Origin of the sequence: Desulfovibrio sp. 1214_IL3152 (assembly GCF_036763055.1) — a bacterium.
In the GTDB taxonomy this organism is placed as follows: domain Bacteria; phylum Desulfobacterota; class Desulfovibrionia; order Desulfovibrionales; family Desulfovibrionaceae; genus Desulfovibrio.
In genome coordinates, this window is the sequence record NZ_JBAIYW010000163.1 from 1 (window position 1) to 1,417 (window position 1,417).

The following is a 1,417-nucleotide window of genomic DNA, read 5'->3' on the forward strand; positions in this document are numbered from 1 at the left end:
CGGTGCCGCCGCAGGCCGGGCATGGCTCCATAGTGATGGCCAGAGCTGAAGAGCCGGTGCGCTGACGTACCAGTTCCAGAAGGCCGAAGGCGCTCATGCGGCCCACATCGTGGCGCGCGCGGTCGTTCTTCATGGCGGAGCGCAAGGTTTTTTCCACTTCAATGATGTGCTTTTTGTCGCGCATTTCGATGAAGTCTATGACGACCTGCCCACCGATATCACGCAGCTTGAGGTGGCGGGCGATGGTTTCAGCGGCTTCCATATTGGTCTTGTGCGCCATTGCCTCAAAATTGCCTTTGCCCGAAATCTTGCCGGAGTTGATGTCCACAGCCATGAGGGCTTCGGTCTGATCGAAAACCAGCCTGCCGCCAGAGGGCAGCAGCACCTCGCGGGTATATATCTGGTCCAGCTGGCGGCGCAGGCTGAAGCGTTCCCACATGGAGGTCCGCACATCGCTGTGCAGGCGCACCAGATCGCTTTTGCGCGGAAAGAGCAGGTTGACGGTTTCGCGAATGCTCTGCGCCACGTCTTCGTGATCAACCCAGATTTCGCCCACGTCTTCGGTCAGGTAGTCGCGCACGGCGCGTTCCGACAGGCCCGGTTCCTGATAGATAAGTGCCGGAGCCGTTACTTCGGTGGCTTTTTTGCGAATGTCGCGCCAGACCCTTTTGAGGTACTGCAGGTCATTTTTGAGGGTCGTTTTTGTGGTTCCCGCGCTGACAGTCCGCACAATAACGCCCAGGCCCTGGCCGGGATCAATGCCGTTCATCATTTCGCGCAGGCGGCTGCGTTCCTCTTCATCATCCACCTTGCGCGAAACGCCGATCTGCTCCTGCCCGGGGGTGAGCACAAGAAAACGTCCGGCCAGCGAAAGCCAGGTGGTCAAAAACGCGCCCTTGCTGCCTGTAGGTTCTTTAACAACCTGCACAAGCACTTCCTGACCAGCCTTGAGCACCTTCTGGATAGGAGGAAACTTTTTGCCCTTGGCCGGTTCATGGTGGGTCAGCCAATACTCCGGATGAATTTCGTCTATCTGTAAAAAGCCATTTTTTCCGGCGCCGTAGCTCACGAAGGCGGCCTGAAGATTGGTGTCGATATTGTGAATGACACCCTTGTAAATATTGCCCTTGATTTTGCGCTGGTGCAGCATGTCCAGATAGTATTCCAGCAACTGGCCGTCTTCGGTCAGCGCCACTTCCACCTGCTCACCGGGCAGAACGCTGATGAACATGCGCCGCCGCGTGCCTGCCGACTCGGACTTGCTCTTGTGCTTGCCGCTTTCCGTGGGGGCGGTTTTTTTGCTGTCTGCCGTGGGGGCTGCGCCGGAGCTTTCCCTGGCGGCTGCACCGTCGGAAGCTGTGCCGTTCACGGCAGCGGCCTGTGAACCCGCAGCGGAAAGCTGCTCCTCTTCGTCTTA

Annotated in this window: 1 protein-coding gene; it reads right to left on the reverse strand. The window is 58.3% G+C overall.

All coding sequences use genetic code 11. From position 1 onward, the window contains the following. A partial coding sequence (locus tag V6C07_RS03275; protein ID WP_333534946.1) for an Rne/Rng family ribonuclease occupies positions 1–1,369 on the reverse strand: 1,369 nt, incomplete at its 3' end. Between the last annotated feature and the right edge of the window lie 48 nt (positions 1,370–1,417).